This window comes from Mycobacterium asiaticum DSM 44297 (assembly GCF_000613245.1).
Taxonomy (GTDB): domain Bacteria; phylum Actinomycetota; class Actinomycetes; order Mycobacteriales; family Mycobacteriaceae; genus Mycobacterium; species Mycobacterium asiaticum.
Window position 1 is genome coordinate 984,083 of record NZ_HG964937.1, and the last position, 24,292, is coordinate 1,008,374.

Genomic DNA, 24,292 nt, shown 5'->3' on the forward strand with positions numbered 1-24,292 from the left:
TGCCAATCGCATATCTTCCGCCCGCGTTTGTGAAGGAGCGGGCGGTGCGTGACTACGTAACCGGACCAGACACGGGTTTCGCCGACACCGGCATGTCGACATTGCCCTTGCAGGCGCCGCTGGCGATATCGGTGTGGAAGACACCGGTGAGAATGCCATACTGCCCCGGCGTGTAGACGGTAATCGACTTCGCCGGATCGTATTCGACGGTTCCGTCGGGCAGCAGACAGTCCCAATTCCAGGTCATCTCGCGGACCCACTGCGCACCGTTCCAGGTGAATTCGATGGTCTTGGGCATTGAATCGTTCTTGGGCGGCGGCGGGTTGGTGACGGTCGCGGTGCATACGCCCGCGGTGCAACTAGAAGTGATGGAAACACTGGTGCGATGGGCAAACTCGTTCTGCCCGGCCGCGATGCTGGTGCCGGACTTCGCATTGGCGCCGAGCACCATGACGTATTCGCCGTTCCAGGATGCGACTTCGCTTGCATGGGCGAAGGGGGTGAGGCACAGCGCGGCGGTCAGCGGCGCAGCTGCGGCGGAAATCGAGGCGGTTCGGCGCAGCCGTGACATCTTTCCTCCCCAATCAGCAGGTCTGGGAAAGAAGTCGTCATACCAAGGTGCGTTGTTACACGCCGCCGGAGACGAGCGGTCAGGTTGCGTCAGCCGTCGGCGCCGGAGACACCGGCCTTGCCGGACCAGGAGCCCGCGGCACCGCCGGCGCCCCCGCTACCGGCGAGGCCGTGGGGAGTGCCGTCGCCCCCTGCGGCGCCGTCGCCGCCGTTGCCACCATCGCCGATCAGCTGCGCGCTGCCTCCGGCGCCACCGCTTCCGCCGTCACCACCTGCCCCCTTGGTAATGCCGTCCCCGGCGAGTCCGCCGGCACCACCGGTACCGCCGCTTCCGCCGGCGCCGCCGTTGCCGTAGAACCAACCGGCGGCACCGCCGTTGCCGCCTGATCCGCCGTCGCCGCCGGTTCCAGCGACACCGATCCCACCGCTGTTATTGCCGGCTCCGCCCGCACCGGCAATGCCGCCGAACCCACCGTTGCCGGAGAACAATCCACCCCTCCCGCCGGCCCCGCCGCTGCCGCCTGGTCCGCCTCTGCCGCCATTTCCTTCGAGGAGAGGCTGTCCGCCTGCTCCGCCTGCGCCGCCTGCGCCGCCTGCGCCGCCATTGCCGGACAGCCATCCAGCGTTGCCACCGGCCCCGCCGTTGCCGCCTATGCCGCCTGGCGCACCGTCTTGCGTGGTCGCGAAGTCTCCGTCGCCCCCGTAGCCGCCGGTTCCGCCATCGCCACCCCCGCCGAACAATCCTCGGGCGTGGCCGCCGGCACCGCCGTTGCCGCCGCCGTAGACTCCCTCCGCCAGGGAGCCGAATTCGCCGCGCCCGCCGTCGCCGCCCTGGCCGCCGTTCCCCAGCAACCACCCGCCGGCGCCGCCGTCGCCGCCGTCGCCGCCGAAACGATTGGCTGTTGTGGTGCCGCCGTGGCCACCGGCACCACCGTTGCCGATCAGTCCGGCCGAGCCACCGGCACCACCCACCCCGCCGGCAAGCGAGCCTGCGTTGCTTGACCCGCCGTCACCCCCCGCGCCGCCGTCGCCGTACAGCCATCCGCCCTGACCGCCGGCTCCGCCGGTAGTGGCAATTCCCTTACCGCCGTTGCCGCCGTTGCCGCCGGTGCCGATCAGCCCGGCATTGCCACCGGCACCCCCGTGGCCAAAGATGGACAGCGGATTGTTGCTGTCTCCACCGAGGCCGCCGGCTCCGCCGTTGCCATACAGCCACCCGCCGTGACCACCGGCTCCGCCGACCCCATTCGGCCCTCCGGCCCCGCCCATGCCGCCATTGCCAATCAATCCCGCAGCACCTCCGGCGCCGCCTGCCACGCCTGCGTTGGTGCTTGCGCCGCCCGCCCCGCCGCTGCCGTACAGCAAGCCGCCGGCTCCACCAGGCTGCCCCACGCCGCCAACCGTGCCCCCGTCGGCCCCGTCGCCAATCAGCGGCCGGCCCAGCAGGGCATATGTCGGCGCGTTGACTGCGTTCAAGAAGTCCTGCTGCAAGGCCTGCAGCGAAGCGTTTGCGGTCTCAGCCGTCGCGTAGGCAGCCCCGCCGCCGGTCAATGCCTGCACGAATCGCTCGTGAAATACCGCCGCTTCGGCGCTGAGCTGTTGATAGGTCAGCCCGTGGTTGGAAAACAGCGCTGTGACTGCCGCCGAGACCTCGTCGGCGCCGGCGGCCAAAAGCCCGACGGTCGGAAACTTCGCCGCCGTGTTGGCCGCGATGAGCGCTGCGTTGACACTTTGCAGCTCCGCGGCCGCAGCTGTCATCATTTCCGGGATTGCTATCAGGCTAGGCACGCTTGGCCCTCCGTCCGGGTAATCCCCCCCGTGACTACGCGCAGATACTAACTGTCACCCAATTTGAATCTCAGTGGCTTCCCGACGAATTCTTCAAGTGCGTGAAAATACAGTGCAGTTTGCACATTAGGCGTCGCCCGGATTGTGCACTTTCAACCGCGGGGACGCAGGACGTGCAGTGCCGCCGGTACCGCCGAGATCTCGGCCGGCAGCGGACACGCGAAGTCGCCGTCGGCATAGACGTTGATCCCCGGACACTCGACATCGACTGTCTTGGCTCGCGCGGTGGTCACCTCGTCGAGTCCGATGTGGGTGCCCTTGATGGCGGTGGGAAAGAAGCGAATCAGCTTGGTCCGTGACTCGGACTTGACCATGGTCAGATCGAGCAGGCCGTCGGTCCGATCGGCGTTGGGGCAGATCAGCATTCCACCGCCGTAGCTCCGCATGTTGCCGAAGGCGGTCATGGTGAGATCGGCCTCGATCTCGTGTGTTCCGTCCAGCACCATCCGGAACGGCAACAGGCGCAGCTGCGACAGTTCGGCGAACATGGCGAGGTAGTAGCGCAGGCGTCCGTGCGGCCAGGTCATCCGGTTGGCCCGGTCGGTCACCAGCGAGTCGAATCCGGTGGCTGCGACCGTGCCGAACCACTTATCGACGCCGTTTCGGTCGCGAATGCGGCCCAGGTCAATGGTTTCCGACCATCCGTCTACCACGACATCCGCGGCGGCCTCGGGATCCTTTGTGGGAATACCAAATTCGCGGGCATGGTCGTTGCCCGTGCCCGCCGGGATGATGCCCAACGGGACATCGGTGCCGGCCAACACCTGCAACGCGTTGGAGATGACGCCGTCGCCGCCGGTGACCACGACCGCGTCGGTGCCCTTCTCGACCGCGGCGGCCAGCAGGTACCGGGCGTCGTCCGCGTCTTCACCGACGATCTCGACGACCTCGATACCCCGATGCTTGAGCCGGGCGATCGCTCGATGCGATGCGCTGACAGCGGCGCCGTGGCCCGACAGCGGATTGGTCAGCGCGGTCACCCTGGCGATCTCGCGCCGGCTCAGCCGGCCGGTAACCGAGTCTTCTGCGGTCACGGAATTAGCTTGCCGGGGTTGAGGATTCCGGCCGGGTCGAGAGTTGTCTTGACCGCGCGCAACACCTGCACGCCCAGATCACCGACCTCCTCGCGCATCCACGCGCGGTGGTCGGCGCCCACCGCATGGTGATGAGTGATGGTGCCGCCGGTGGCCATGATGGCATCGCAGGCGGCCCGTTTGGCGGCCCACCACTGCTCGAGCGGGTTGCCGCGCTGGCCGGCCACCACGGTGAAGTACAACGACGCGCCGGTGGGGTAGACGTGGGAGACGTGGCACATCACCAGTGCCGGAGTGCCGGATTCGGCCAGCGAGGACGTCAGCGCTTCGGTCACCGCGGCCTTCAGCGCGGGGATGTTGGACCAGTCGGTGGCGGTCTCCAACGTCTCGCAGAGCGCGCCGGCGGCCAGCAAGGAGTCACGCAGGTACGGTGCGCTGAACCTCCCGTGCTCCCAGGTCTTGGCCGGCTCTTCGCCCAGCGATGTGCCGCCGTGGGCCTGCAGCAGTGCGCGGGTCTCGGCGTGCCGGCTCTCGGTGTGCTCTTTACTGCCCTCGAACACCGTCAGACCCAAACACCCACCCCCGCTTTGATTTTCGCCGATCGTTTCATGGGTCGCGAGGTTGACACCGGTTTCGGCCTCGTCGGAGAGCCGGACGACGGTCGGCCCGGTGCCGGTTTGGGTGACGGCGCGCAGCGCCGCGACGCCGGTGGCGAAGTCCGGGAACGACCAGGCCTCGTAGCGGGCGGTTTCCGGCACCCGGTGTACCCGAAGTCGGACTTTGGTGATGACGCCGAGCGTGCCTTCGGAACCGATCGCCAGCTGGCGCAGGTCGGGTCCGGCGGCTGAGGCCGCCACTCTGCCCAGGTCCCATACGCCGACCGGGGTGACCAAGCGCAGACCGAGGATCATGTCGTTGAAGCGGCCGTAGCCAGCTGAATCCTGACCCGAGGACCGGGTCGCGGCGAAGCCGCCGATGGTGGCGTACTCAAAGCTCTGCGGGAAATGCCCGAGCGAGAAGCCGCGCTCGCCGAGCAGCCGTTCAGCCTCCGGGCCGGTGACGCCGCCGCCCAGTTCGGCAATGCCGGACACCTCGTCGAGGGAATGCAATTGGTTGAAACGCCGCAAATCCAGCGAGATCACGGCACCGAACTGACCGCGGGTCGGATCGAGCCCGCCGGTGACGTTGGTCCCACCGCCGAACGGGACGACGGCGATGCCGCGGTCGGAGCAGTAACCGAGGATGGCGGCGACGGCCTCGTCGTCGCCCGGTAGCAGTACCGCGTCGGGAGCATCCTGGACGCCCCGGTCCTTACGGCGCAGCAGGTCCGGAGTGGACTTGCCGCCGGCGTGCAACAAGCGGTCGCGATCCGCGGTGCGGAAGAACTCAGGGCCGACGATCTTGGCGAGCCCGTCCTGGTCTTCCTGCGACAGGGCGGTCGGGCGCAGCGTCACCTGGTCGGCTTCCAGCTCGGTTGGCGCCGAATCATCAAGTCCCACAACCTGCTTGAGCAGGGACCGGATCCCCTCGGACAGCGGCTTGGCGGCGGCGGGATCTCCCCACGCGTTCCATTTCATCGGCGGAAGGAGTTGCTCGAGGTGCGTCATGCGTTACAGTATTACACATGGTGTCAATGAGTAACGATCCTAATCTGGACACCGGGGATCGAATCCTTGCCGCGGCGGCCAGCTGTGTGGTGAATTTCGGCGCCGACCGGGTGACCCTCGCCGAGATCGCCCGTCGCGCCGGCGTGAGCCGTCCGACGGTCTACCGCCGCTGGCCGGACACGCAGTCGATCATGTCGACCTTGCTGACCAACCACATCACCGCGGTGATGCGTGAGGTGCCGTTCGACGGTGACGACCGTGAGGCGCTGGTGAACCAGATGGTCGCGGTCGCGAACCGGTTGCGCCGGGACGAACTGATCATGTCGGTGATGCACTCGGAGCTGGCCCGCGTCTACATCACCGAGCGGCTCGGCGCCAGCCAGTTGTTCCTGATCGAAGGCATGGCGGCGCGGCTGGAAGTTGCGCAGCGGTCGGGCAGTGTGCGGCCCGGCGACCCGCGTCAGCTCGCAACCATGGTGTTGCTGATCGCCCAGTCGACCATCCAATCCGCCGACATCGTCAAACCGATCCTCGACGACGAAGCGCTCGCCGCCGAACTCACCCACTCACTGAACGGATACCTGTCCTGATGGATCACCCGACCGCGTTAAACGCTGCCCGTCGTACCTCCGAACTCCAAGCCCTGGCCGACGGTGAACCCGTGGACGTCGCCGTGATCGGCGGCGGCATCACCGGCGTCGGGATCGCGTTGGACGCGGCGTCGCGCGGCCTGCGGACGGCACTGGTGGAGAAGCACGACCTGGCGTTCGGCACCAGCCGCTGGAGTTCGAAACTGGTGCACGGCGGCCTGCGCTACCTGGCCAGCGGCAACATCGGCATCGCCCGGCGCAGCGCCGTCGAGCGCGGAATACTGATGACCCGCAACGCGCCGCACCTGGTTCATGCGATGCCGCAACTGGTTCCGCTGTTGCCGTCGATGAATCATGCGAGCCGTGCGTTGGTCCGGGTCGGCTTCCTGGCCGGTGACGCGCTGCGGGTGCTGGCGGGTACCTCGTCGTCGACGCTACCCCGGTCGCGGCGCATCTCGGCAAGCCGCGTGGTCGAGATGGCGCCCACCGTGCGCCGGGAAGGCCTGGCGGGGGGACTGCTCAACTACGACGGGCAGCTGATTGACGATGCCCGGCTGGTGACGGCAGTAGCGCGCACCGCCGCCCAGCATGGCGCGCGGATACTCACCTATGTCGCGGCATCCGACGCGACCGCCACCTCGGTGCGGTTGACCGACCAGCGCAGTGGCGAGTCGTTCGATTTGTCGGCCGGTGCGGTGATCAATGCCGCGGGGGTTTGGGCGGGGGACATCGACCCAGCGCTGAAGTTACGGCCAAGCCGGGGAACGCATTTGGTGTTCAATGCCAGTGCGTTCGGCAATCCGACTGCGGCGCTGACCATTCCGATCCCGGGGGAGCTGAACAGGTTCGTGTTCGCAATGCCCGAGCAGCTGGGCCGGATCTATCTCGGACTGACCGACGAGGACGCGCCGGGCGCAATTCCCGATGTGCCGGAACCTTCTTCGGCCGAAGTTTCCTTCCTGCTGGACACCGTTAACACCGCGCTGGGCACCGAGGTCTCGGCCGCCGACGTGATCGGTTCCTACGCGGGACTGCGGCCGCTGATCGATACCGGTGCGGGCCGCACCGCCGACGTCTCCCGCGACCACGCCATCTTCGAGTCGCCGACCGGCGTTATCAGCGTCGTCGGCGGCAAACTCACCGAATACCGGTACATGGCAGAGGATGTGCTGAACCGCGCCATCAGCCTGCGACAGCTGCGCGCCGCCCCGTGCCGGACTCGCAACCTGCCACTGGTCGGCGCGCCGGCGAATCCGGGGCCAGCGGCGGGACCGGGCCGGGGGATACCCGGTTCCCTGCTGGCGCGCTACGGTGCCGAGTCAGCGACGGTGGTCGCGTCGGCTCGGTGCGAGCGACCCACCGATCCCGTCGCCGACGGTATCGACGTCACCCGGGCCGAGTTCGAGTACGCCGTGACACACGAGGGCGCGCTGGACGTGGGCGACATCCTCGATCGCCGCACCCGCATCGGGCTGGTGCCGAGGGACCGCGAGAAGGTTGTGTCGGTAGCCGAGGAGTTCCTGGCGGGAGTGCGTTAGCCCGGCCGCGGCTGGTTGGAGCCGCTGTAGTAGGGGTAACAGACGTGTCGATGAACACCTCTGGCCCTGCCCAGCCTCCCCAGCAGTGGACGCGTGACGAGATCACCGTGACGGATTCCAGCGCGATGTCTCGGGCAATCACGGGCACCGCGATCGGCAACGTCATGGAGTGGTACGACTTCGGGGTCTACGGCTACATCGCCACCACGATTGCCCAGGTCTTCTATCCCGGCAACAGCGCCAGCGCCGTCCATCTGATCGCCACCTTCGGCACGCTGGCGGCGGCGTTCGTGGTGCGTCCGGTGGGCGGCATGATCTTCGGCCCGCTCGGTGACCGCATCGGTCGTAAGCGTGTCCTGGTGATCACCATCATGATGATGACGATCGGGACGACGATGAGCGGCCTGCTGCCCGGATACAGCACGATCGGGATCTGGGCGCCGATCCTGCTTGTCGTCGCCCGGGTCTTCCAGGGCCTGTCGACCGGCGGCGAGTTCGTCGGCGCGATGACCTATTTGGTAGAGCAGGCACCGGACCGCAAGCGCGGCATGCTGGTCGGGTTTCTGCCGCTGGGCAACCTGATCGGCTTCGTGGTGGCCGGGTTCCTGGTCACCGGGCTGCAGGCGTGGCTGCCCGACGACGACTGGCTGGCCTGGGGGTGGCGGGTGCCGCTGCTGCTGGCGGCGCCGCTGGGGTTGATCGCGCTGTACATGCGGTTGCGGCTGGGCGAGTCTCCGGCCTTCGAGCAGGCCCATCAGGAGGCGGAGGCCGAGGAAAAAGGCAATCAGTTCCGGCGCACGGTGGTGGAGCAGTGGCGGCCGATGCTGATCTGCGCTGCGCTGGTGCTGACCTCCCAGGTTGCCGACTTCATGGTCACCGGCTACCTGCCCACCTACTTGAAAACCGTTGTGCACGTTGCCGAAACGCCCGCGCTGGTGATGATCGTGGCGACGCTGGCCGTGCTGATGGCGACGATCGTGTTCGTGGCGAAGCTGTCGGACCGGATCGGGGTGAAACCGATCATGCGTACTGGGTGTGGGCTGCTGATCGTGGCGTCGATCCCGGCGTTTCTGCTGATGCTGCACGGCTCGGCCTATCCGGTGATCTTCATCGGTGTGCTGCTGGTGGGGCTGATGGAGTTGTGCTTTGACAGCACGACGCCGTCGGCGCTGCCCGCGTTGTTTCCCACCAAGGTTCGCTATGGGGCGCTGGCGATTTCGTACAACCTGTCGATATCGACGGTTGGGGGTGTGACGCCACTGATCGCCCAGGCTTTGGTATCGGCCACCGGCAACGTGATGGTGCCGGCGTACATGCTGATGTTCGCTGGGGTGGTGGGTGTGGTGACGCTGTTGTTCACGCCGGAGGTAGCTGGTAAGCCGTTGCCGGGGTCTGGGCCGTCGGTCGAGACTGAGGAGGAAGCGCGGTTGTTGGTGGGCAACAGTGTTGGGTGAGCAGACGTGAAAGCCCCGGTTCGAACCCGAAACGGGGGCTTTTGCGTCTGCTCGCGCGTGGTCCTCACCCCGCTTGCGCGGCGGGCCAGAGAAGTTTGAACAACCGCTCTTCCCAACCATCCGCGACCGATCCGGTGCGGGCGCTTTCGGCGATGTAGGCGCCGACCACCGCGTCGATCAACGTCTCGGCATCGAGGTCGGCCCGCATCGAACCATCGGCTTTCCCCAGATCGATCGCGGCAGCGAGTTTCGCGCGCTGGTCGAAAAGGATCTGTCGGAACGAGGCGGCGAATTCGGGGTCGTCCTCGGTGAGCATTGCCGCCAGGCCGCCAAGTCCGATGCCGTCCTCGATCATCTCGACGGCATGTTTGACCACCCAGCGAAGCCGATCGGGTGCCCCCGTCCGGGGATCCAGCGGTTCGGGCGAGGCCACTCGTGCCAGGGCGCTGGACAGCATGTCCCGGCGATTGGGATGACGTCGGTAAATCGTTGTCTTCGCGATGCCCGAGTGCGAGGCAACCGCCTCGACCGTAACCGCGCGCGGACCGCCGGCGCGCAACAAGGCCAGCGTGGACTGTGCGATGCCGTCTTCGACAGCCTGCCGCTGCACCATCTAGCTCCACCGTTCTGGCTCGACGGGAATATTGCTGCTCCATCATGCGCTACACTGAACGTATCGATACGATACGCGTAGCGTAGCAGTATTGGTGGTCAGTGTTCAGATCGAAAAGGGTGATGTGTGTGTTGAAGCAATTTCGGACTGTGTACGTCGTTGGACTCGCTTACTTATCGCTGCTTTTGGCTTTCGCCTTCCTCGGGGGGCTCGTAGCCGCCCTCGCCGCTGAAAGCGCACTGGCCATTGCCGCCGCCGTTGGACTGATTGTTTGTCTGGTCGTAGCGGTTGCAGGGTTCCGGGCCGGCTCTCGCAGGCTCGACCAGTCACACAGCGTTGGCGACTCCGCCAACAACACCAGTATCTTCGCGACGCCGTTGCGGCGGGATGAGATCGATCAGTATCTGAAGACATACCGTCGCCAACGTGGCAGTCAGCGGCCACGCCACGGGATGGCGGTTGTCCCAGTGGGCAGCAACAGCCCTAAGGAGAAACCACGGCCGAACCATGCACCTCTGGTTGCGGCGGCCCGGCTGTCGGCTTGATCAATCCCAATTGCTTGGAGGTGAGCAGACGCTGACGCCCCCGTTTCGGGCACGAAACGGGGGCGTCAGCGTCTGCTCGCGGGAAGCGGTGACTTACAGCGGGATGTTCTTGTGGCGACCGCGGCGTGCGGGCGCCTGGGCCAGCGCTTCGGTGAGCTTGCTGCGAGTGTGCGACGGGTCGATCTTCTCGTCCACCACGCCGATGTCGATGGCGCTGTCCACCCCACCGGCGATGCGCTCGTGCTCGGCGGCCAGCTGGTCGTGCAGCGCTTCGCGCTCGTGCTCGGGCGCGGCGGCCAGCTTGCGCTTGTGCAGGATGCCCACTGCGGCCTTGGCGCCCATCACGGCAACCTCGGCGTCCGGCCAGGCGAACACCTTGGTGGCGTTCAGCGAGCGCGAGTTCATCGCAATGTAGGCCCCGCCGTAGATCTTTCGCGTCACCAGCGTGACGCGCGGAACGGTGGCCTCACCGAACGCGTGGAGCAGCTTGGCGCCACGTCGCACCACGCCGCCCCACTCCTGGTCGACGCCGGGCAGGTACCCCGGCACGTCCACGATGACCACCAGCGGAATACCGAACGCGTCGCACAGCCGCACGAAACGCGCTGCCTTCTCGGCACTTTCGGAGTTCAGGCAGCCACCCAGGCGCAGCGGGTTGTTGGCCAGCACGCCGACCGTCCGGCCCGACAAGCGGCCCAGGCCGACCACCATCGACGGCGCCCACTTGGCCTGGAACTCGTCGAACGGAGTGTCCTCGTCCAGGATTGCGGTGACGATCGGGTGCACGTCGTAGGCCCGCCGCGCCGACTCGGGCAGCAACGCCCGGATGTCGGTGTCACCGGCCTCGGCCTTACTGCGGTCGAAATGACCTTGCTGGCAGAACAATCCGACCAACCGGCGACCGCGCTCGTAGGCGTCGAGCTCGTCGTCGGCGACGATGTGGCACACGCCGGACTTCTTGTGGTGGGTCTCGGGCCCACCGAGTGAGGCCATGTCGACGTCCTCGCCGGTGACACTGCGCACCACGTCGGGACCGGTGACGAACACCCGGCTCTCGGGTGCCATCACGATGACGTCGGTCAACGCCGGCCCGTAAGCGGCTCCGCCGGCCGCGAAGCCGACCACCACCGAGATCTGCGGGATGTAGCCGGACGCACGGATCATCGCCTCGAAGACCTGCCCGACGGCGTGCAGGGCCCGCACTCCCTCGGCCAGCCGAGCACCGCCGGAGTGCCAGATGCCCACAATCGGGCTCTGCTCCTCGATCGCGGTGTCGTAGGCGTTGACGATGTGGGCGCAGCCCTCGACGCCCATGGCGCCGCCCATAACGGTGCCGTCGGTGCAGAACCCGATGGTGCGGACACCGTTGACGGTGCCCGCCGCTGCCAGCACACCAGAGCGGTCACGCTCGTGCAACAACTCGATGCTGCCGTCGTCGAAGAAGTTGCTCAGACGCAGTAGTGGATCGCGAGGGTCGAGCGACTCGCCAACCGCCTCGGGGGCCATGATTGTCATCGCGGGTCTCCTAGTTCGACAGTGATGCTCTGGTTGTATCGGGTGATCCTTGGCGTTTTCTAGTAGCGCGGCCTCTAGTAGCGCCCGAAAGCGATCGCTACGTTGTGACCGCCGAATCCGAACGAGTTGTTGATGGCGAACCGGTAATTCCCCGGCCGCGGCTTCCCGGCAACCACGTCCAGGTCGATTTCCGGGTCGAGGTTTTCCAGGTTCAGAGTCGGCGGAACGACCTGGTCCCGCAACGCCAGCACGGTCAGGATGGACTCCACTGCACCGACCGCACCCACCGAGTGGCCGAGAGCGGCTTTCGGCGCGTATACGGCCGGTTTGTGACCGCCCAGCGCGTTGTTGATCGCTCGGCCCTCGGCCACGTCGCCGACCGAGGTGCCGGTGGCGTGGGCGTTGACGTGGTCGATCTCGGCTGGGGTGATCCCGGCGAGCTGAATCGCCCGGCTCATCGCGTGCCCGGCGCGTTCGCCGTTGGGGTCCGGCGCCACCATGTGGTAGCCGTCCGAGGTGATGCTGGCGCCCATGATGCGGGCCAGGATGTTGGCCCCACGAGCCTTGGCGTGCTCCTCGGTTTCGATCACCATCAGCGCGCCCGCCTCACCGAACACGAACCCGCTGCGGTCCCTGTCGAACGGGCGGCAGGCACCCACCGGGTCGTCGTTCTTGGTGGACATCACGATGCGCATCTGGGCAAACGCCGCGATCGGCACCGCTTCGATCCTGGTCTCGACACCACCGCAGATCGCCATGTCGGCTTCCCCGAAGACGATGTTGCGCCAGGCCTGGGCAATGCCTTCCGAACCGGACGCGCACGCCGACACCGGAGTGATGACACCGGCCTTGGCGTGCCGTTCGAGCCCCACCGCCGCTGCGGCACCGTTGGGCATGTACTTCTGCACACCCAGCGGCGAGACGGCCTTCATGCCCCGAGCGCGCATGTCGTCGTAGGCGAAAACCATCTCTTCCGACGAGCCCAGCCCGGTACCGATGGAGACCATCAGCCGGTTGGGGTCGACCTCGGGTGAGCCGGCGTTCTCCCAGACACGACGACTCAGCACGGTGGACATCCGCTGCAGGTAGCCGGTGCGGCGCAGCTCGACCCGAGTCAGGTGGTGATCGAACTCCTCCAGTAGGTGTCCGCCGATTCTGACTGGCAGGTCGAACTCCTCGACGAATGGGTCGTCGAGCTTGCGGATCCCGCTTTGACCGTCGAGCAGACACTTCCATGTGTTCTCGGCGTCAGTTGCTATGGCGGTCGTCATGGCGATGCCGGTGACGACCACGTTCGGGAGCGATTTCCCGGTGACCAGCTCCGTCATTGGTGTAACAAACGTTCCTTCCGTGCCTGTCCAGCTTCGCCGACCGCATGCGGTCTGCGTTGATGCCGGACGCCCTGCTCAGTAGCGCCCGAAGGCGAGCGCCACGTTGTGACCACCGAAGCCGAACGAGTTGTTGATCGCGTAGCGGTACTCGCCGTAACGAGGCTCACCGGCGACAACATCAAGGTCGATCTCTGGATCGGGGGTCTCATAATTCAGCGTCGGTGGGATGACTCCGTCCCGAAGGGTCAGCACCGTCAGCACCGATTCCAGCGCGCCAACAGCGCCGATCGAGTGCCCAAGCGCCGACTTCGGCGCGTAAACAGCGGCGGATTCACAGCCGGCCGCTCTGATTGCGTTGGCTTCGGCAGCGTCGCCGATCGGTGTCGCGGTTCCGTGCGCGTTGACGTGGTCGATGTCGTTGGGGGACAGGCCGGCCAACTCCATCGCTCGGGTCATCGCCTTGCCGGCGCGTTCGCCGTTGGGGTCGGGAGCCACCATGTGGAAGGCATCGGACGTGATGCCGGCACCCATCAACCGGGCCAGCGGCTTGGCGCCACGGGCCTTGGCGTGCTCCTCGGTCTCGATGATCATCAGCGCCCCGGCTTCGCCGAACACGAAGCCGTCGCGGTCCTTGTCGAACGGCCGCGACGCGCGCTCTGGCTCGTCGTTTCGCGTCGACATGGCCCGCATCATCGAGAACGCCGCGATCGGCAGCGCCTCGATGGGGCCTTCGACCCCGCCGCAGACGGCGAAGTCAGCGTCCCCCATGACGATCTGGCGCCACGCGTGGCCGATGGCCTCCGAGCCCGAAGAGCAGGCCGACACCGGAGTGATAACCCCACCGCGGGCCCCGAGCTGCAGGCCGACCACGGCTGCGGCGCCGTTAGGCATGATCATCTGAACGGCGAGCGGCGACACCTTGCGGGGGCCGCCCTCGTTCATCAGGTCGTAGCTCTCCACGATCCGCTCTGCACCGCCCAGGCCGGTGCCGACCACGACGCTGAAGCGGTCGGGGTCGACCTCGGGAGCACCTGCGGTTTCCCACAACTGCCCGCTCAGCAACTTGGCCAGCCGCTGGACGTAGGACATGCGCCGCAAGTCGAGACGGCCCATGTGGTTGTCGACGGGTTCCTTGAGGTGGCCACCGATCTTGGCTGGTAGGTCCCATTTGGTGACGAACTCGTCTTCGAGGACGTGGATGCCGCTTTCTCCGGCCAGCAAGCCCTTCCACGTGCTCTCGATGTCCGGCGCGATAGAAGTCGTCGCCGCGACGGCGGTTACCACAACGTTGGGGTAACCGCCATTAGCAGTGGAAGGCTTGGTCACTTGCTCTCCGCTTCCAGCCTGGACTTGACGTTCGCGACGGCCTCGGGGTTCTCCGTCTCGAGCTTCGCGCGCAGCGCCTCGGCAGCCTCGGGGTTCTCTTCCTCGAGCTTCTGGATGTAGGCGACGACGTCACCGACGGTGCGCAGACCGGCGAGGTCCTCGTCCGGGATCTTCACGCCGTACTTGTCCTCGGTCTGAACGGCGATCTCAACCATCGACAGCGAGTCGATGTCCAGGTCGTCGACGAACGACTTCTCCGGGGTGACCTCGGAGGGCTCGATACCGGTGACCTCTTCGATGATCTCGGCGATACCGGCGATGATTTCTTCCTGACTGACGGCCACAGTTAGTTCCCTTCGTAATATGTTGTGTGTAAACCGATTTGACGTACTTAGTGGTTCTGGCGCGAAGCCGGCGGATTAAAGATTCGCCAGTTCGTCCAGATCTGCGGGTGACTTGACGGCTCGCGTCGGAACCCCCCGAAGTTCGCGTTTGGCGATGCCGGTCAGAGTGCCCGCGGGCGGGAACTCCACGATCGCCGAAACATTCTGTTCGCGCAATGTCGCGGTGCACAGGTCCCAGCGCACCGGGCGGGTCAGCTGCGACACCAGGCTTTGCATCGCCGCGGCGGCGGACGCCACTGGCTGTCCGTCGAAGTTCGACAGCAGCGTCGCGGTGGGCTCGGCCGTGCTGACCTTGGCTGCGGCGGCGGCGTAACCGTCGAGGGCAGGGGCCATGAACTCGGTGTGGAACGCTCCGGCCACGCCCAGCGCGCGGACGCGGGCCTTGGCCGGCGGGTCCTCGGCGAGCTTCTCTAACGCGGTCAGACGACCGGCGGCCACAATCTGGCCGGCGGCGTTGCGGTTGGCCGGCACCAGGTCGAGCTGCTCGAGGCGGGTCAGCACCTCGGCCTCGTCGCCACCAAGCACGGCGGACATGCCGGTGGGCTCGGCCGCGCAGGCCTTGGCCATCTCGGCGCCGCGGGTGGCGGCCAGCATGACGGCGTCATCGGCGGCCAGCACACCGGCGATCGCGTAGGCCGCGATTTCGCCGACGGAGTGGCCGGCAACGATGAGGTCCTGATCGGCCAGCAGGCCGCGCCGGGTGAGTTCCTGGTGAGCCAGCAGGGTCGCCGCAACGATCAACGGTTGAGCGATCGCCGTGTCGGTGATCTCTTCCGTCGATGCGCTGGTACCCAGCCGAGCCAGATCCAGGCCGCTGGCCTGAGACCAAGCCGCGATCTGGTCCGCCGCGCCGGGCAATTCCAGCCACGGCGCGAGCATTCCCTCGGTCTGGGAACCCTGTCCGGGAGCAAGCAACGCAATCACGTGTCTAAGAGAACACTGTGAAGCGGGGTTTGCGCGGTGTAACAGATTATGAACCTTGTCTTAGGTTTTTGTATACCTCCTACAAAATAGCTCCGTAAGCTACGTGTTTGAGATACACCCGCGATCTGTCGGCTAAATCACAGTCCGCCCTTGTTGGACGCAATACCGCCTCTGACCGGGGACGGAAGCGGAGGCACGGGAATATTAGCGCTAATGGTGTTGGCGGTCGGATAGTTCAGTTGACCGACCGTCGCGGCGACCCGAAGGACGTAGGCATCGCGTGGTTGCGTGGGATCTCGCCCGGTGAAGTCGGTGATCCGCTTGAGCCGGTAGCGCACGGTGTTTGGATGAACGAACAACTTCCTGGCACAAGCCTCAATCGCACCGCCGGAATCTAAGAAAGCGTCCAGAGTCTCGACGAGCGTCGGCCCGGCGTCGGCCAGTGGGCGCATCACGTCGGTGTGCAGCGCGACGATCGCTGAGGCATCGCCCATCAACGCGCGTTCGGGCAGCAGCTCGCGGGCCAGCACCGGCCGCGGCGCCCCGCGCCAGCCCGGCACCGCGTTCATGCCCGAAATCGCTTCGCTGGCGCTGTGATACGCCGCCGTGAGCATCGGCGCCGTCGGCCCGATCACCACCGGGTCGTCGGAGAACGCGCCGAGCAGGTCCTTCAAGAATTTGTCTGTGGGCGACAGCTGGCCCGATACGATCGCGACCAGCCAGGTGCCGTGCACGTCGGTCAGGGCTGCCCGGCCATGCCGCGCGGCGATGTCGCGGACGTCCTGACTGGCCCGCTCGCTGCCGTCGACGTTGGCCCCGGCGCGACCAGGGGCGGGCGTGCCCACCACGACCGTCGCCGGCGCGGTGGTATCCCAGTTCAGTGCAGCGGCGCGGGACAACAGCTCGGGCCCGGTGTCACCGCGCACGATCGCGTCGACGACGCTGGCCTCCATCCGGCTGTCCCAGGCGCCGCGCGCCTCGGCGGCGTCGGCGTACGCGGTTGCCGCGGTGAAGGCCAGGTCGCGGCTGTATTTGAGGATGCCGACCGTGAGCGCGGTCAATTGCTCTTCGGAGCGCGCCAGCAGCGGTACGACCTCTTCGAAGAACTCCATCGTGACCCGGACCATGTCCACGGTGTGGCGCAGGGCGATGCGTCGGGTCAGGTCCTGGGGGACCAGTTCGAAGGCCTTCGCGGTGTAGCTGACGTTGCTGTGGGGGTCCTGCATCCACTCCACGAAGTTGACCACTGCCGTCTGCACCACCAGCGCGACGCTGGCGCGCTGGGAGGCTTCCAGGTCGGCGAAGAACGGTAGCCGCTCCTGCATGGCCGAGACGGCTTCGGTGGCCAACCGGCCGGAATACTGCTTGAGCCGCCGCAGCAGCGAGTCGGGAACGCTGTCCAGCATCTCCAGCGGCGATCTGGTCGCAGACCCGAAGCGGCCGAGCTGAGCAAACTGGTTGTCGTTCACTCCTAAAAGCTACGCCTTGTTTCTGGAAGATTCCCCCAAAGAGCCGTGCGTTGAGCGCGTCGTGCGTGCGGGCGCGCCGCCCCCCCGTCGCCGAGCGTCACGCTGGGGTGACGCTCGGCGTCGAATGCCACGCTGGCGTGACGCTCGGCTAGAAGGAGCGGGGCCAAGGCGGGAGCGCGACGGCTAAGTCGCCTCGCCGGCGTCGGACTCCTGGCCAGAGGCGGCCTGGACCTCGTCGATCTTGTACTGCTGGGCGGCCTTGACGGCCGCCGACGAGTCGATCTCGCCGTCGCGGGCCAGCGCCTGTAGCACCCCGACCACCACCGACTCGGCGTCGGTGTTGAAGAAACGGCGGGCAGCGGGCCGGGTGTCGGAGAAGCCGAACCCGTCGGTTCCCAGCGTCAGGTAGGTGCCCGGCACCCAGGGCCGGATCTGCTCGGGCACCGCCCGCATCCAATCCGACACGGCGATGACCGGGCCGCGGCAGTCAGCCAGCACCTTGGTGATGTAGGCCTCGCCGGCGGGCTGGTCGGGATGGCGGAGCCGTTGCTTCTCCACCGCGACCCCGTCCCGGTTCAATTCGCCCCAGCTGGTCACCGACCACACGTCGGCCGCGACATCCCAGTCCCTGGCCAGCAGGTCGGCCGCCTTGAGCGCGTCCGGCACCGACACCCCCGAGGCCAGGATCTGGGCGGTGCTGCCCCGTTCTTCCTTAGCCGCGCGATAGCGGTAGATGCCGCGCAACAACCCCTCGGCGTCGAGGTCGTCCGGCTCGGGCGGCTGGGGATAGGGCTCGTTGTAAAGCGTGAGGTAGAAGTAGACGTTCTCCGGGTTCTCGCCGAACATCCGCTGCAGGCCGCTTTTCACGATGTAGGCGATCTCGAAGGCGAACGCCGGGTCGTAGGACACTACTGCCGGGTTGGTGGCCGCCAGCAGCAACGAGTGGCCGTCGGCGTGCTGCAGACCCTCGCCGGTCAGCGTGGTGCGCCCGGCGGTGGCGCCGAGCACGAAGCCGCGGGCCATCTGGTCGGCCGCGGCCCACAACCCGTCGCCAGTGCGCTGAAATCCGAACATCGAATAGAAGATGTAGAGCGGGATCATCGGCTCATTGTGGGTGGCATAGGAGGTGCCGGCTGCGGTGAACGAGCCCACCGACCCGGCCTCATTGATGCCCTCGTGCAGGATCTGGCCGACTTCGCTTTCCTTATAAGCGAGCATCAGCTCGGCGTCCACCGCGGTGTACAGCTGGCCGAGCCGGTTGTAGATCTTGAGCGACGGGAACCACGAGTCCATGCCGAACGTGCGGGCTTCGTCGGGGATGATCGGGACGATCCGCGGCCCGATCTCCTTGTCCCGCAACAACCCTTTGAAGGTCCGCACCAGCGCCATGGTGGTGGCGACCTCCTGCTGGCCAGAACCCTTCTTCAGCGCCTTGTAGGTTTCGGGTCCCGGCAGTTTGAGCGCCTTGCTCTTGGTCGGGCGCTCCGGCAGGAAGCCGCCCAGGGTGCGGCGCCTGTCCAGCAGGTAGCGGATCTCCGGTGCGTCGGGGCCGGGGTGGTAGTACGGCGGCAGGTAAGGGTCTTCCTCCAGCTGGGCGTCGCTGATCGGAATCCGCATGGCGTCCCGGAAATGCTTGAGGTCTTCCAACGCAAGCTTTTTCATCTGGTGGGTGGCGTTGCGGCCCTGGAAGTGCGCGCCCAGCGAGTAACCCTTGATCGTCTTGGCCAGGATCACCGTGGGCTGGCCCTGGTGGTCGACGGCGGCGCGGTAGGCCGCGTACACCTTGCGGTAGTCGTGGCCGCCGCGCTTGAGGTTCCAGATCTCGGAGTCGCTCATGTTCTCGACTAGGGCCTTCGTGCGCGGGTCGCGTCCGAAGAAGTGGTCGCGGACGTAGGCACCGTCGTTGGCCTTATAGGTCTGGTAGTCCCCGTCGGGCGTGGTGTTCATCAGGTTGACCAGTGCGCCGTCGCGGTCGGCGTGCAGCAGGGCGTCCCATTCGCGGCCCCACACCACCTTGATGACGTTCCAGCCGGCGCCGCGGAAGAACGATTCGAGCTCCTGGATGATCTTGCCGTTGCCGCGCACCGGCCCGTCGAGCCGCTGCAGGTTGCAGTTGATGACGAAGGTCAGGTTGTCCAGGCCCTCCAGCGCGCCGACGTGCGCCAAACCGCGACTTTCCGGTTCGTCCATCTCGCCGTCGCCGAGGAAGCACCACACGTGCTGCTGGGAGGTGTCCTTGATGCCTCGGTCGTGCAGGTAGTGGTTGAACCGCGCCTGGTAGATGGCGTTGAGTGGGCCCAGCCCCATCGACACCGTCGGGAACTCCCAGAAATCGGGCATCAGCCGGGGGTGCGGATAGGACGGCAGTCCGCCGGCGGCGTGGCTGTGTTCTTGGCGGAACCCGTCGAGGCGGTCGGTGCTCAGCCGTCCTTCCAGGAATGCGCGCGCATAGATGCCGGGGGAGGCGTGGCCCTGGATAAAGACCTGGTCGCCGCCGCCGGGGTGTGATTTGCCGCGGAAGAAGTGGTTAAAGCCGACCTCATAGAGCGCGGCCGAAGACGCATACGTCGAAATGTGCCCGCCGACACCCACGCCCGGACGTTGCGCGCGGTGCACCATGATGGCCGCGTTCCACCTGATCCATGCCCGATAGCGACGTTCGACGTCCTCGTCGCCGGGAAACCACGGCTCCAGCTCGGTCGGGATGGTGTTGACGTAGTCCGTCGAGGTCAGCGACGGGATGGCGACCCGCTGATCACCGGCCCGCTCTAGCATCCGCAGCATCAGATACCGTGCCCGCGCCGGCCCGGATCGCGCTAGTAGCTCGTCGAAGGACTCCAGCCACTCCGAAGTCTCCTCGGGATCGATGTCGGGCAGATACGACGCCACGCCCTCGCGGATCACCCGAACCCGGTCGGGTTCGCTTGTGCTACTTGAGGTTTTGGCCAGATCGTTTCGGGCGAACTCGGTCGTCAACTTCTGCTCCTGTAAGTGGCAGGGTAGCTACTTGATCGATCTTCCTCCTATCGTGCCGCACCGGAGTGCTCCGCGGATAGGCGACGCCTGCCGTCACCAGTCGATCAAAGTCGGTGCTAATGGGGCAGTTGGGATCGTGACCCGGTAACGTCAGATCCCGTGATTCACGTGGGGGACTTCCCCAGACGAGGCGCCCTGGCTCTCGGCTGTGTTGCGATGCTGGCGATCGGCATCGTCGGCTGTACGAAAGTCACCGAGGGAAGCGGTTCGCCCGACACCAGCCTGGCGCCGGCCTACCGATCATCGGTGTCCGCCTCGGTGTCGGCGTCCTCGGTGACCTCCAGCGTCCGCGAGTCCCAGCGCCAGGCGTCGGTGACGACGCGGGCCATGCGGACCTCATGTGATGCGCTTGCTACGACCAGCAAGGAAGCCATTGACAAGGTGAACGCCTTCGTCGCGGCGTTCAACGGCGGCAGGAACACCGGGCCCACCGAAGGCCCGGCCATCGAGGCGCTCAATGCCAGCGCGACAGCGGTGGAGAACAGCTACAGCGAGGCGTTGCCGGCCCAGATGCGCGACGCGTTCAACACCTACAACGACGCGGCTCGTCAGGTGGCCAACGCGATCGGTACCCATGCTCCGACCGGCGAGTTCAATAAGCGGGTTGATCGGCTGAACGACGCCAAGACCAAGGCGCTGAAACTGTGCATGGGTTAGCCGTATGAGTTCCGAGATGCCTGTGCGACGATAACGGTCGTCGCTTGTCGTGCGGTTGGTTTGAGGAGGTTCCACGGTGGTCGCGGCGGATCACGCTCGAAAATTGGGCATCCAACGAGACCAAGTCGTGCAGGAGTGGGGCTGGGACGAGGACACCGACGACGACATCCGCGCCGACGTCGAGGATGCGTGCGGTAGCGAGTTGCTCGATGAGGACACCGACGAAGTCGTTGACGTCGTGTTGCTGTGGTGGCGTGACGGCGATGGGGATCTGGTGGACATTCTGATGGACGCGATCAGCCCGCTGGCCGAGGACGGCGTGATCTGGGTGCTGACGCCCAAAACCGGGCGGCCCGGGCATGTGTTGCCCGCCGATATCGCCGAGGCGGCCCCCACCGCGGGCCTGATGCCGACTTCGTCGGTCAATCTGGGCAATTGGAGTGCCAGCCGCCTGGTCCAGCCGAAGTCGCGGACCGGGAAGCGCTGATGCTTGACGTCGGAGCCACCGCCCCCGACTTCACCCTGCGCGACCAGAACCAGCAACCGGTTGCGTTGAGCGACTACCGCGGGGCCAAGAACGTGCTGCTGGTGTTCTTCCCGCTCGCGTTCACCGGGATCTGCCAGGGCGAGTTGGATGCGCTGCGCGACCACCTGCCCGAGTTCGAGAACGACGACAGTGCGGCGCTGGCCATCTCGGTCGGCCCGCCGCCCACCCACAAGATCTGGGCGGTCCAGAGCGGCTTCACGTTTCCGGTGTTGTCCGATTTCTGGCCGCATGGTGCGGTGAGCCAGGCCTACGGGGTGTTCAACGACGTGGCCGGCGTGTCCAACCGGGGCACTTTCGTGGTGGACCGGTCAGGGATCATCCGGTTTGCCGAGATGAAGCAGCCCGGCGAGGCCCGCGATCAGCAGCTGTGGCGCCAGGCCTTGGCCGCGCTGCAGGGCTGAGCGTTTTGGGTCCTGGGGCTTTGGGCGTGTAGCCTGCGCCGGGGCATAAGGGCGCGTAGCTCAGTGGTAGAGCTCTGGTTTTACACACCAGCGGTCGGCGGTTCGATACCGTCCGCGCCCACCATCATTTGTGCAGATCAGCGACTTACGCGGTTCAGATTACCCCTATGCCGAAAACCCCGTTGTGCCAATAATGCGCCGCCGCGGTTCGCACATCTGGTCGATCGCTTCCCGAAGCAGCAGGCGCTACTAGTTCAAGCAGCAGCTGTCTTCAGAGTTGTCGTCAAGACTGTCGTCGGGTGGGATGCCGCCTAATTGACTGCGTCGAGTGGTCACGAAGGGTGTTGATTAGAGAGCAGGCCTATACCCAGACCGCTTCGAGGACAAGACCTCGTTCGCGCTCGAACCGCCTTTTGCGGGTTGGAAGGGCGAGCTGACGTCGACGGCTGCCTATCACCATGGTCTGATCCACCCACGATCTCGCACGAGCAGACGGGGGGTTGGGGGAGTACTAATCCGAACACGTAACCCGCACCCCGACATGGCTGTTGGCGGGTGACACGCACAGCGTCGCGAAACTGGTCGGCCTGACCGATTTTCAGCGGGCCCGGGGAGAGGCCGACGCCAAGGTGGTGGCCCGCTGGCTCGATGACGGTGTGGCGCCCAACGGGTGCACCCATACGAGCGCCTAGGCGAGGCCAGCGAGTACACCCATGTCCGGCCCGAGGGCGCGCACGCGATGCGGCGCGGTTTCAGCCGCACCGCCGGCAACGTGATGCGCAGCATCGTCGCTACTGATGGCCGGGCGCAGACCGTGCACGACTTCGCCTCAAGCACCGATGCCGAACATCTGCCCGCAAGTGTGGCCCGGCTGCTTTTCGAGCGCCGGGTACCAACAGTGCAGATGCGGCGCGCCGAGTACCGAGACTAGCGGACCCAAGACGGGCACCGCCAAGCCACGCATGAGCGGGACATTGACCAGCACCGGAGCCGCGGGCGGGAGCAGTCCAACGGCTGTGTCGACTTATAGCGCCTAGCGCCCGCCTTACGGGCCATGCGAGCGCGACCCGATCCCGATCCTTCAAAACTGTCGGCTAGCCGCGTTCATTAGTTGGTGATGCAACTGATTTGCAATACAACTGGTTTTGGAGTTAAGGTCGCGTCGTCGGGGCCTCTAGGGTCGAGGTCATGACTTCACCAGAGAGCGAGCCCAGCGGCGAGGAGGCCGATTGTGATTTGGGCTGGTCGGTTGGCATGTTGATGCGTCATTACCGGTCGCAGGTTCAGCCGTGCGTGGCCGATATACCGCGCGGGGCGCGCGGATTTCAGTTGCTGTACACCGTGATCCGCAAGAACCTGCCCAACCAGTTGCAGATGGCTGAGTACCTCGGGATCGACCGGTCGGTCATGCCCTACGTCATCGACGACTTGGTGGAAGCGGGGTTGGTAGAGCGCCAACCCGATCCAGCAGACCGTCGGGTTCGCAAAGTCGTGGCGACCCCGTTGGGGGTCGAGACGTTTGCCCGGTTGCAGCGCGAAGTCGACGCAGCCGAACTCAACGTTCTGGCAGCGCTAGAGCCCGAGGAACAGGTGCTGTTCCGTTCGTTGCTTTCACGGGTGGCTCGACAAGCCCGCGACGAGGCCAACGTCAGCGGTCGCGCGGCCTCTAGTGAAGATCTCTGACTTTTAGAGACGCCCCGGCGAAGAACTCTGTGGCTCAGAACGAGCCACAGAGGACCTGGCTGGGCAGCAATGCTGCCTGGCATTTGGTTCATCGTTGAGGAAGGTAGGAGACGAAATGTCGCGCAACACAGATGATCTCAGCAAGGAGCCGACGCCGGACCAGGCGGAGGATAACGCGTTCTTTCCCTCCCCGTATTCGCTGAGTCAGTACACCCAGCCCAAGACCGACTTCGAGGGTGTCAAGCACGAAGGCGCCTACACCGAGGGCAGGTGGAAGGTGCTCATGATCGCGACCGAGGAACGCTACGTGCTGTGTGAGAACGGCAAGATGTTCTCTACCGGCAACCATCCGGTCGAGATGCTGCTGCCGCTGCACCACCTGATGGCAGCGGGTTTCGACGTCGACGTCGCCACGATCGCAGGCTATCCCGCCAAGCTCGAGTTGTGGGCGATGCCCGGGCAAGACGAGGCCGTGCTAGCGACCTACGAAGCACTCAAGCCCAAACTCAAGCAGCCCAAGAAGCTCGCTGAAGTGGTCGCCGACGATTTGGGCGCGAACTCCGAATACCTCGCGGTCTTCATCCCCGGCGGCCACGGGGCGGTGGTCGGCTTACCCGCCGCCGAGGCGGTCGCACAAACCCTGAGTTGGGCGTTGGCCAACGACAAGTTCATCATCACCTTGTGTCACGGTCCGGCCGCGCTGCTGTCAGTCGGCCAGGGCGGAAACGAGTCGCCGTTCAAGGGATATTCGGTCTGCGTATTCCCCGACGCACTCGATGAGGGCCCGAATATCGACATCGGTTATCTCCCTGGGCATTTGCAGTGGCTGGTCGCAGATCTGCTCGACAAGCAGGGATTGACGATCCTCAATGACGACATGACCGGCAAAGTCCATCAAGACCGCAAGCTGCTTACCGGTGACAGTCCGCTAGCGTCGAACAACCTCGGGCTTCTTGCCGCGGACGCGTTGGTGGAGGCCGTTCAGTCGGCTGCCGGGGACGGTCCGAAGTCCTAACAGGGACTGCTGCAACGAGGAGCTGTCAGGCGAGGTCATTCGTCGGTCGAGGAGATCTGCGGCAGCGCGGGTGAGGCTCTTACGCCTCGCTGCCGCAGATCCACCCGCCACTGGCGTTCCCGTCGGGTAGCGGCGACGTGTCGGACTTTGTGAGATTGAGTCGCTGCGGTGCGGGTAGCTCTCCT

The 24,292-nt window shown here is 66.1% G+C and carries 21 protein-coding genes and 1 tRNA gene; 10 read left to right on the forward strand and 12 right to left on the reverse strand.

Going from position 1 to position 24,292, the window contains the following annotated elements:
- Positions 1-52 precede the first annotated feature (52 nt).
- The 4 genes from BN972_RS14960 to BN972_RS14975 all read right to left on the reverse strand — a co-directional run bounded on the left by BN972_RS14960 (position 53) and on the right by BN972_RS14975 (position 5,029).
- Positions 53-571, reverse strand: a complete 519-nt coding sequence (locus tag BN972_RS14960; RefSeq protein ID WP_036359242.1) for an Rv2253 family sensor-like surface protein — start codon at positions 569-571, stop codon at positions 53-55.
- 89 nt (positions 572-660) lie between these two features.
- The gene (locus BN972_RS14965) at positions 661-2,358 is read right to left on the reverse strand and encodes a PE family protein (RefSeq protein WP_080696853.1); all 1,698 of its coding nucleotides are present in this window, start codon (positions 2,356-2,358) and stop codon (positions 661-663) included.
- A 152-nt stretch (positions 2,359-2,510) separates the two neighbouring features.
- Positions 2,511-3,452: a diacylglycerol kinase gene (locus tag BN972_RS14970; protein WP_036359248.1), complete on the reverse strand. Its 942-nt coding sequence runs from the start codon at positions 3,450-3,452 to the stop codon at positions 2,511-2,513.
- Complete coding sequence (locus BN972_RS14975) at positions 3,449-5,029, reverse strand: FAD-binding oxidoreductase (protein WP_099051136.1); 1,581 nt, start codon at positions 5,027-5,029, stop codon at positions 3,449-3,451. The genes BN972_RS14970 and BN972_RS14975 overlap by 4 nt, the downstream gene beginning before the upstream one ends.
- A 47-nt stretch (positions 5,030-5,076) precedes the next feature.
- Here BN972_RS14975 and BN972_RS14980 point away from each other — a divergent pair, with 47 nt between their 5' ends.
- From BN972_RS14980 to BN972_RS14990, 3 genes are all read left to right on the forward strand, one after another.
- Positions 5,077-5,649, forward strand: coding sequence for a TetR/AcrR family transcriptional regulator (locus BN972_RS14980; protein ID WP_036359253.1), 573 nt, complete (start codon positions 5,077-5,079; stop codon positions 5,647-5,649).
- The gene (locus BN972_RS14985) at positions 5,649-7,187 is read left to right on the forward strand and encodes a glycerol-3-phosphate dehydrogenase/oxidase (RefSeq protein WP_099051092.1); all 1,539 of its coding nucleotides are present in this window, start codon (positions 5,649-5,651) and stop codon (positions 7,185-7,187) included. Before BN972_RS14980 ends, BN972_RS14985 begins: the two co-directional genes overlap by 1 nt.
- A 125-nt stretch (positions 7,188-7,312) precedes the next feature.
- Positions 7,313-8,641, forward strand: a complete 1,329-nt coding sequence (locus tag BN972_RS14990; protein WP_036359257.1) for an MFS transporter — start codon at positions 7,313-7,315, stop codon at positions 8,639-8,641.
- A gap of 64 nt (positions 8,642-8,705) precedes the next feature.
- Here the strand turns inward: BN972_RS14990 and BN972_RS14995 are convergent, their stop codons facing one another.
- From BN972_RS14995 to aceE, 8 genes are all read right to left on the reverse strand, one after another.
- Positions 8,706-9,254: a TetR/AcrR family transcriptional regulator gene (locus tag BN972_RS14995; protein ID WP_036359259.1), complete on the reverse strand. Its 549-nt coding sequence runs from the start codon at positions 9,252-9,254 to the stop codon at positions 8,706-8,708.
- A gap of 638 nt (positions 9,255-9,892) precedes the next feature.
- The gene (locus tag BN972_RS15005) at positions 9,893-11,314 is read right to left on the reverse strand and encodes an acyl-CoA carboxylase subunit beta (RefSeq protein ID WP_036359262.1); all 1,422 of its coding nucleotides are present in this window, start codon (positions 11,312-11,314) and stop codon (positions 9,893-9,895) included.
- A 74-nt stretch (positions 11,315-11,388) separates the two neighbouring features.
- On the reverse strand, positions 11,389-12,642 hold the full coding sequence (gene kasB / locus BN972_RS15010) for a 3-oxoacyl-ACP synthase KasB (RefSeq protein WP_036359265.1): 1,254 nt from the start codon (positions 12,640-12,642) through the stop codon (positions 11,389-11,391).
- Positions 12,643-12,720: 78 nt separating this feature from the next.
- Positions 12,721-13,971, reverse strand: coding sequence for a 3-oxoacyl-ACP synthase KasA (gene kasA, locus BN972_RS15015; RefSeq protein WP_036359268.1), 1,251 nt, complete (start codon positions 13,969-13,971; stop codon positions 12,721-12,723).
- A complete protein-coding gene (gene acpM / locus BN972_RS15020; protein WP_036359271.1) occupies positions 13,968-14,315 on the reverse strand; it encodes a meromycolate extension acyl carrier protein AcpM in 348 nt (115 codons plus the stop codon). Before acpM ends, kasA begins: the two co-directional genes overlap by 4 nt.
- A gap of 75 nt (positions 14,316-14,390) precedes the next feature.
- Positions 14,391-15,299: an ACP S-malonyltransferase gene (locus BN972_RS15025; protein WP_036359274.1), complete on the reverse strand. Its 909-nt coding sequence runs from the start codon at positions 15,297-15,299 to the stop codon at positions 14,391-14,393.
- A 137-nt stretch (positions 15,300-15,436) separates the two neighbouring features.
- On the reverse strand, positions 15,437-16,768 hold the full coding sequence (locus BN972_RS15030) for a PucR family transcriptional regulator (protein WP_036359277.1): 1,332 nt from the start codon (positions 16,766-16,768) through the stop codon (positions 15,437-15,439).
- A 183-nt stretch (positions 16,769-16,951) separates the two neighbouring features.
- Positions 16,952-19,744 carry a pyruvate dehydrogenase (acetyl-transferring), homodimeric type gene (gene aceE / locus BN972_RS15035; protein WP_036359280.1) on the reverse strand — a complete coding sequence of 931 codons (2,793 nt, stop codon included), beginning with the start codon at positions 19,742-19,744 and terminating at the stop codon, positions 16,952-16,954.
- Positions 19,745-19,960: 216 nt separating this feature from the next.
- Here aceE and BN972_RS15040 point away from each other — a divergent pair, with 216 nt between their 5' ends.
- The 7 genes from BN972_RS15040 to hchA all read left to right on the forward strand — a co-directional run bounded on the left by BN972_RS15040 (position 19,961) and on the right by hchA (position 24,107).
- Positions 19,961-20,461, forward strand: coding sequence for a hypothetical protein (locus BN972_RS15040; RefSeq protein WP_036359283.1), 501 nt, complete (start codon positions 19,961-19,963; stop codon positions 20,459-20,461).
- A gap of 76 nt (positions 20,462-20,537) precedes the next feature.
- The gene (locus BN972_RS15045; RefSeq protein WP_036359286.1) at positions 20,538-20,948 is read left to right on the forward strand and encodes a DUF3052 domain-containing protein; all 411 of its coding nucleotides are present in this window, start codon (positions 20,538-20,540) and stop codon (positions 20,946-20,948) included.
- A complete protein-coding gene (locus BN972_RS15050; RefSeq protein ID WP_036359291.1) occupies positions 20,948-21,409 on the forward strand; it encodes a peroxiredoxin in 462 nt (153 codons plus the stop codon). Before BN972_RS15045 ends, BN972_RS15050 begins: the two co-directional genes overlap by 1 nt.
- A gap of 49 nt (positions 21,410-21,458) precedes the next feature.
- Positions 21,459-21,533: transfer RNA gene (locus BN972_RS15055), tRNA-Val, on the forward strand.
- A gap of 546 nt (positions 21,534-22,079) precedes the next feature.
- On the forward strand, positions 22,080-22,340 hold the full coding sequence (locus BN972_RS15060) for a hypothetical protein (RefSeq protein ID WP_036359295.1): 261 nt from the start codon (positions 22,080-22,082) through the stop codon (positions 22,338-22,340).
- A gap of 257 nt (positions 22,341-22,597) precedes the next feature.
- The gene (locus BN972_RS15065; protein ID WP_036359298.1) at positions 22,598-23,092 is read left to right on the forward strand and encodes a MarR family winged helix-turn-helix transcriptional regulator; all 495 of its coding nucleotides are present in this window, start codon (positions 22,598-22,600) and stop codon (positions 23,090-23,092) included.
- A 115-nt stretch (positions 23,093-23,207) separates the two neighbouring features.
- The gene (hchA, locus tag BN972_RS15070; protein ID WP_036359301.1) at positions 23,208-24,107 is read left to right on the forward strand and encodes a glyoxalase III HchA; all 900 of its coding nucleotides are present in this window, start codon (positions 23,208-23,210) and stop codon (positions 24,105-24,107) included.
- The last annotated feature ends 185 nt before the right edge of the window (positions 24,108-24,292 follow it).